Annotated in this window: 6 protein-coding genes; 3 read left to right on the top strand and 3 right to left on the bottom strand. The window is 73.5% G+C overall.

What is annotated here, in order from left to right; genetic code table 11:
* Positions 1–172: 172 nt before the first annotated feature.
* From ACFV7Q_RS06935 to ACFV7Q_RS06925, 3 genes are all read right to left on the bottom strand, one after another.
* The gene (locus tag ACFV7Q_RS06935; RefSeq protein WP_385424514.1) at positions 173–1,093 is read right to left on the bottom strand and encodes a 1-phosphofructokinase family hexose kinase; all 921 of its coding nucleotides are present in this window, start codon (positions 1,091–1,093) and stop codon (positions 173–175) included.
* 153 nt (positions 1,094–1,246) lie between these two features.
* Positions 1,247–2,395 (bottom strand): N-acetylglucosamine-6-phosphate deacetylase, encoded by a 1,149-nt coding sequence (gene nagA / locus ACFV7Q_RS06930; protein WP_385424511.1) that lies wholly within the window; start codon positions 2,393–2,395, stop codon positions 1,247–1,249.
* On the bottom strand, positions 2,395–3,327 hold the full coding sequence (locus tag ACFV7Q_RS06925) for an ROK family protein (RefSeq protein ID WP_385424509.1): 933 nt from the start codon (positions 3,325–3,327) through the stop codon (positions 2,395–2,397). Before ACFV7Q_RS06925 ends, nagA begins: the two co-directional genes overlap by 1 nt.
* Before the next feature lie 175 nt (positions 3,328–3,502).
* Between ACFV7Q_RS06925 and ACFV7Q_RS06920 the strand changes: the two genes are divergently transcribed.
* The 3 genes from ACFV7Q_RS06920 (at position 3,503) to otsB (ending at position 6,191) form a co-directional block, all read left to right on the top strand.
* Positions 3,503–4,795, top strand: coding sequence for an extracellular solute-binding protein (locus ACFV7Q_RS06920; RefSeq protein WP_385424506.1), 1,293 nt, complete (start codon positions 3,503–3,505; stop codon positions 4,793–4,795).
* A 218-nt stretch (positions 4,796–5,013) separates the two neighbouring features.
* Positions 5,014–5,250, top strand: a complete 237-nt coding sequence (locus ACFV7Q_RS06915) for a DUF3263 domain-containing protein (protein WP_385424503.1) — start codon at positions 5,014–5,016, stop codon at positions 5,248–5,250.
* Between the two features lie 92 nt (positions 5,251–5,342).
* Positions 5,343–6,191 carry a trehalose-phosphatase gene (gene otsB, locus ACFV7Q_RS06910; RefSeq protein WP_385424500.1) on the top strand — a complete coding sequence of 283 codons (849 nt, stop codon included), beginning with the start codon at positions 5,343–5,345 and terminating at the stop codon, positions 6,189–6,191.
* The last annotated feature ends 8 nt before the right edge of the window (positions 6,192–6,199 follow it).

Genomic DNA, 6,199 nt, shown 5'->3' with positions numbered 1-6,199 from the left:
TTTTTTTATTGCCAGGGGGTGGGGGGGGCCTTTTTGTCCCCCCCCCCCCCCCCCCCCGTTGAAGATCGATTCGCTCCGCGATCCCGAGCGGCTCGGGCGCGACGAGCCGGGGAGGACCCAAGTTCCCCGGTTTCGGCCTCTGCTGACCGGCTCTCAGTCGGCCCGCGGGACGTCAGTCGCTGCCGGTGACGCAGACCGTCTTCCGTAGCTGCTCGTAGGTGCAGGCGTCGAATTCCCCCGCCGTCGGGGCGAGGACCGTGGCTGCGGAGAGGGCCACCGCGCGGGCCAGGCGGGACGGCCAGTCCAGGCCCTCGACCAGGCCCGACAGCAGGCCCGCCACGGCGGAATCCCCGGCGCCGGTCGGGTTGCCGGACAGGGCCCGGGGCGGGGCCGCCCGCCAGGCGCCCTCAGCGGTGGCGGCCAGCATGCCCTCCGGGCCGAGCGAGGTGACCACGGCGTGCGCGCCCCGGCGCCGGGCATCGCGGCTGGCCTGCACCGGCTCGCGGGAGCCGGTCAGTTCGGCGAGTTCGGCGGCGTTCGGCTTGACCATCTCGGGACGGGCGGCGATCCCGCGGCGCAGCGCCTCGCCGCTGGTGTCCAGGAGCACCGGAACGCCGGCCGCGCGGGCCGCGCGGACCAGGACGGCGTACGCGCCCACCGGCACGCCCGGCGGCAGGCTGCCGCACAGGGCCACCGCCTCGGCGCCGGCGAGCAGGGCCCCGTACCGGTCCAGGAACTCCGCCCACTCCCCGGAACCGATCAGCGGGCCCGGCTCGTTGAACTGCGTGGTGTCGCCCGAGGCCTCGTCGACCAGGGCCAGGGTGCGCCGGGTGGTGCCCGCGCAGGGGACCAGAGCGTCGGTCACACCGGGGCAGCCGGCGAGCAGTTCGCGTACGGCCGCGCCCGTGCGGCCGCCCGCGAAGCCGGTCGCCGTCACCGGCCGGCCCAGCGCGGCCAGCACGCGGGCCACGTTGAGGCCCTTGCCTCCGGGGCGCTCGGTCACGGCGGTGACCCGGTGCGTGGTGTGGGGAACCAACCTCGGTACGCGGTGGGTGACGTCGAGTGCGGTGTTGAGCGTCACGGTCAGGATCATGGTCTTTTCAGGTCCCGGTCTCGGTGTGTGCCGGGATCATGTCAAAGACGGAGCGGGCGGCCCAGTCCTGCGGGCCGTGCGCCCCCACCTCCGCCGCCCGGTACCCCCGATCGGCGGCCAACCGCCGTGTTCGCTGCCGTGCCGCGCCGTCTCCTACAGCGGGTTGACGATCCATTCGCCGCGCCGCATGACCCCCTTCAGCTCGAACGCGGCGTCGAGGACCACCAGGTCGGCGTACTTGCCCGGCTCCAGCGAGCCCACCTGGTCGTACAGGCCGAGCAGTTTGGCCGGGTTGGCGGAGATCGCCTGGACCACGGACTCGACGGGCAGCCGGTCCAGGGTCACCGAGCGCTTGAACGCGGTGTCCAGGGTCAGCGTGGAGCCCGCGATCGAGCCGCCCTCGACGAGCCGGGCCACGCCCTGCTTCACCTCCACCTCCAGCGGTCCGAGGTGGTAGGTCCCGTCACCGAAGCCGGCCGCGTCCATCGCGTCGGTGATCAGTGCGACGCGGTGGGCGCCGGCGTGGTGGAAGGCCAGCTCCAGCATCGCGGGGTGCAGGTGGGTGCCGTCGTTGATCAGCTCGACGGTGACCCGCTCGTCCTCCAGTAGCGCGGCGATCGGTCCCGGGGCCCGGTGCTCCATCGCGGGCATCGCGTTGTACAGGTGGGTGGCCACCGTGGCGCCCGCGTCGATGGCCTGGCGGGTCTGGTCGTACGTGGAGTCGGTGTGCCCGATCGCGGCGATCACTCCGTGCTCGGCCAGCAGCCGTACGGAGTCCAGCCCGCCCGGCAGCTCGGTGGCGAGGGTGAACATGCGGGCGGCCCCGTGGGCGGCGTCGACGAGCTTGCGGACCTCCGCCGGGTCGGGGTCGCGCAGCAGCTCCTCCTTGTGCGCGCCCTTGCGGCAGGGGTTGATGAACGGGCCCTCGAAGTGGATGCCCGCGATCTCGCCCTGCTGGGTCAGCTCGGCGAGCAGACCGGCGCGCCGCGCCAGTTCGTCCAGGTCGCCGGTGACGGTGGAGGCGACCAGGGTGGTGGTGCCGTGCTCGCGGTGCGTCCGTACGCCCCTCAGCACCTCCTCGGCGGTGCCGGAGGTGAAGGAGGCGCCGCCGCCCCCGTGGTTGTGCATGTCCACGAAGCCGGGGACGAGCCAGTGCCCGGACAGGTCGACGAGGGTCGCGTTCTCGTGGGCGCTGCCGGCGATCCGGTCGCCCTCGACGATGACGCGCCCGCCTGCCACGATCCCGGTCGGCAGCACCACCCGGGCGCCGGAGAGAACGGTGCTGTGTGCGCTTCCGGCCATCAGGCAGGTACCTCCGTGGCGAGTAGGTCCCAGGCGAGCAGCCCTGCGCCCAGGCATCCGGCGGTGTCCCCGAGGGCCGCCGGGACGATGTCGGGAAGCCGCTGGAACGTCACGCGCTCCTCGACGGCCGCCCTGAGCGGTGTGAACAAGGTTTCCCCCGCCTCGGCGAGCCCGCCACCGATGATCAGCGTGCTCGGGTCCAGCAGGGTGATCGCCGTGACCAGGCCGTCGGCGAGCGCGTCGACGGCCGTGAGCCACACCTCCCGGGCCGCCGCGTCGCCGGACGCCACGGCCTCGGCGCAGTCCGCGGCGTCCGCGTCGGGGGCGCCGCTGGCCGCCGCCCAGGCGCGGCTGACGGCGGAGGCGGAGGCCAGGGTCTCCAGGCAGCCGCGCTGTCCGCAGCCGCAGGGCGGGCCGCCGGGGCGGACCACGACGTGGCCGATCTCGCCGGCGCAGCCGTGGGCGCCGGCCTCGATGCGGCCGGCGATGCCGATGGCGCCGGCGATGCCGGTGCCGAGCGGGACGAACAGGAAGCGGTCGGTGCCCCGGCCGGCGCCGATCCGGCCCTCGGCGAGTCCGCCCGTGCGGACGTCGTGGCCGAGGGCCACGGGAAGGGAGCCGAGCCGGCGGCTGAGCAGCTCGCGCATCGGCACGTCGCGCCAGCCGAGGTTGGCCGCGTAGACGGCGGTCCCGCCCTCGGCGTCGACGATGCCGGGCACGGCGACGCCGGCCGCGGACGCGGCCGCCCCGAAGCGTTCGCGGCCAAGCGCGTACAGCTCGGCGGCGAAGTCCAGGACCGTCTCGACGACGGCGTCGGGACCCCGGTCGCGGCCGGTGGCGCGGCGCGCTTCGTGGAGCAGGGTGCCGTCCTCGGCGATGAGGGCGGCCTTGATCCCGGTGCCGCCCACATCGAGGGCGATGACGTGTTTCACGGGTTTCACAGTCGACAGTCTCGCTCGCTCGGTCGGGAAAGGTCTAGTCCATTGGAGGGGATTGTTGAGCTGCCATACAAATTCCGGCCCGGATCGGCTCCGAATAGGGAGGAGAGGCCAAAGTGGTGTAGACCTTACGTGGATCGTACGTACAACTTGGGATGGATCGAGAACTGTGAAGGGCCGTTACCTGCGCCTGGCCGCAACCGGAGCCGCACTGAGCCTGGCCGCGGCGGCACTGACCGGATGCGGAAGCGTCACCGGGGACAACGAGGTGACCCTCCGGGTCGTGGCGGCCGACTACGGGGACAATCCGCAGAACTCCTCGGAGTCCTGGTGGAAGGACCTCGCGGCCGGCTTCGAGAAGGACCACCCCGAGGTCAAGGTCGAGGTCAGCGTCTACAACTGGTCCGAGGTCGACGCCAAGGTCGCCGCGATGGTCAAGGCCGGGAAGGCCCCCGACATCGCCCAGATCGGCGCCTACGCCGACTACGCGGCCGCCGGCAAGCTGTACACGGCCGAGGAGCTGCTGTCGGTGAAGACCGAGGCCGACTTCCTCGCGCCGCTCGCGGACGCCGGCAAGATCCGCCGCACCCAGTACGGCATGCCGTTCGTCTCCAGCACCCGCCTGCTCTTCTACAACGAGAAGCTGTTCGCGGACGCCGGGATCGTCCCCAAGGACTCCAAGGGCGCCTGGCAGCCCAAGAGCTGGGCCGACCTGGAGGCCGCCGCGAAGAAGCTCAAGGGCGCGGGCGTCGCCACCCCCTTCGCGCTGCCCCTGGGCCGCGAGGAGGCGCAGGCCGAGACGATGCAGTGGCTCCTCGCGGGCGGTGGCGGCTACACCGACAACGAGGAGGCGTACGCGATCGACGCCCAGGCCAACGTCAAGACCTTCGAGTTCCTGCGCGACAAGCTGGTCGGCCAGGGCCTGACCGGGCCGACCGAGCCCGGCAAGACCGACCGGCAGACCGCCTTCGACGCCTTCGCCCGCGGCGAGGTCGGCATGCTCAACGGCCACCCGACCCTGATGAAGCAGGCCGGGGCCAAGGGCGTGAAGTTCGGCATGGTGCCCCTGCCGACCGCCGACGGCACCGACCAGCCGACGATGGGCGTCGCGGACTGGGTGATGGCCTTCAAGAACGGGCACCGCGCGCAGACCGGGAAGTTCCTCGACTACCTCTACGAGTCGAAGAACCAGACGGCCTTCACCAAGAAGTACGACCTGCTGCCGGTCACCACGAGCGGCTACCGGGCGATGGAGGCGAGCACCGGGGGCTCCTCGGCGCAGATGAAGACCTTCCTCACCGCGCTGCCCAACTCGCGGCTGTACCCGGTCGGCAAGAAGTCCTGGGCCGGGGTGAGCGAGAACATCAAGCAGAACATCGGCCGGGCCGTGCAGCCGAACGGCGACCCCAAGCGGGTCCTGGAGGACATCGCCTCCCAGGCCCGCACGGCCGACAACCCCTGACCGGCGACCGACAACCCCTGACCGGCGACCGGCGACCGGCGACCGGAGCCCGGTTACCGGGGGCCCAGCGACCAGGCCCCCGGCGACGGCTAACCCCTGACCGCCGGACGGTGCCGCCGGCCGCAACCCCCGGCCTGCGGCCCCTGACCCCCGCCCACCGACACCCACCCGAGCTTGGCGGCCCCGTGGGTGTCGGTGGGCGGCGTTAATCTGGCCGTATGACGGACGACGGGCAGCTCACGGCCACCGAGGCCGCGGTGCTCGCGTACGAGGGACGCACCTGGCCCGGCCCCGGGGCCAAGGAGCGGGCGATACGCGAAGGGCTGGGAATGACCCCGGTCCGTTACTACCAGCTGCTCAACGCGCTGATGGACGACCCGCGGGCCCTCGCCCACTCCCCGGGCACCGTCAACCGGCTCCGCCGCATCCGCGAGGCCCAGCGCGCCCGCCGCTGAAGACCCGCGCCCGAGGCCCGCACACCACCGGTACCGGTACACGTCCCCGTGCGCCGTAGCCGTGGCCCGCCCGGGCCGTTAGGGTCGTCCCCATGGGGAGCCGTCCGCACGACCTGCCGATGCCCGTCACCGCCGCCGGCCGCGAGGGACTCGCGGCCCTCCTGCGCGCACCGCGCCGCAGCGTCGTCGCCCTCGACTTCGACGGCACCGTCGCCGAGATCGTCCCCGACCCCGACCAGGCGCGCGCCCACCCCGCCGCCGTCCCCGCCCTCGCCGCCCTCGCCCCCGAGGTCGCCTCCGTCGCCGTGATCACCGGCCGGCCGGCGGGCGTCGCCGTCCGCCTCGGGGGCTTCGCCGGGGTGCCGGGCCTGGAACACCTCGTCGTGCTCGGCCACTACGGAGCCGAACGCTGGGACGCCGTCACCGGCATCGTGCACGCGCCCGCCGAACACCCCGGGGTGGCGGCCGTACGGGCCGAGCTGCCCGGGTTCCTGGACTCCATCGGCGCCTGGCAGGGCACTTGGATCGAGGAGAAGGGCCGCGCCCTCGCCGTCCACACCCGCCGCGCCGAGGACCCGGCCGCCGCCTTCGCGGTACTGCGCGAGCCGCTGGCCGAGCTGGCCGCCCGGCACGGGCTGATCGTGGAGCCGGGGCGGGCCGTGCTGGAGCTGCGGCCGCCGGGCATGGACAAGGGCGTCGCCCTGAGCGAGTACCTGGAGGAGACGGACGCCGAAGCGGTCCTCTACGCAGGGGACGACCTCGGCGACCTCGCGGCGTACGCCGCCGTGGAAAAGCGCAGGGCCGAGGGCCTGCCGGGCCTTCTGGTGTGCAGCGGCTCGGAGGAAGTCCCGGAACTGGCGTCCCGCGCGGACCTCGTCCTCCCCGGCCCCGCCGCCATCACCACCTTCCTGTCGGCCCTGGCCGCCTCCCTCCACGCCTGACACAGGGG

Source organism: Streptomyces sp. NPDC059851 (genome assembly GCF_042732005.1).
Taxonomy (GTDB): domain Bacteria; phylum Actinomycetota; class Actinomycetes; order Streptomycetales; family Streptomycetaceae; genus Streptomyces.
This window is presented reverse-complemented; position numbering and strand designations above follow the sequence as displayed.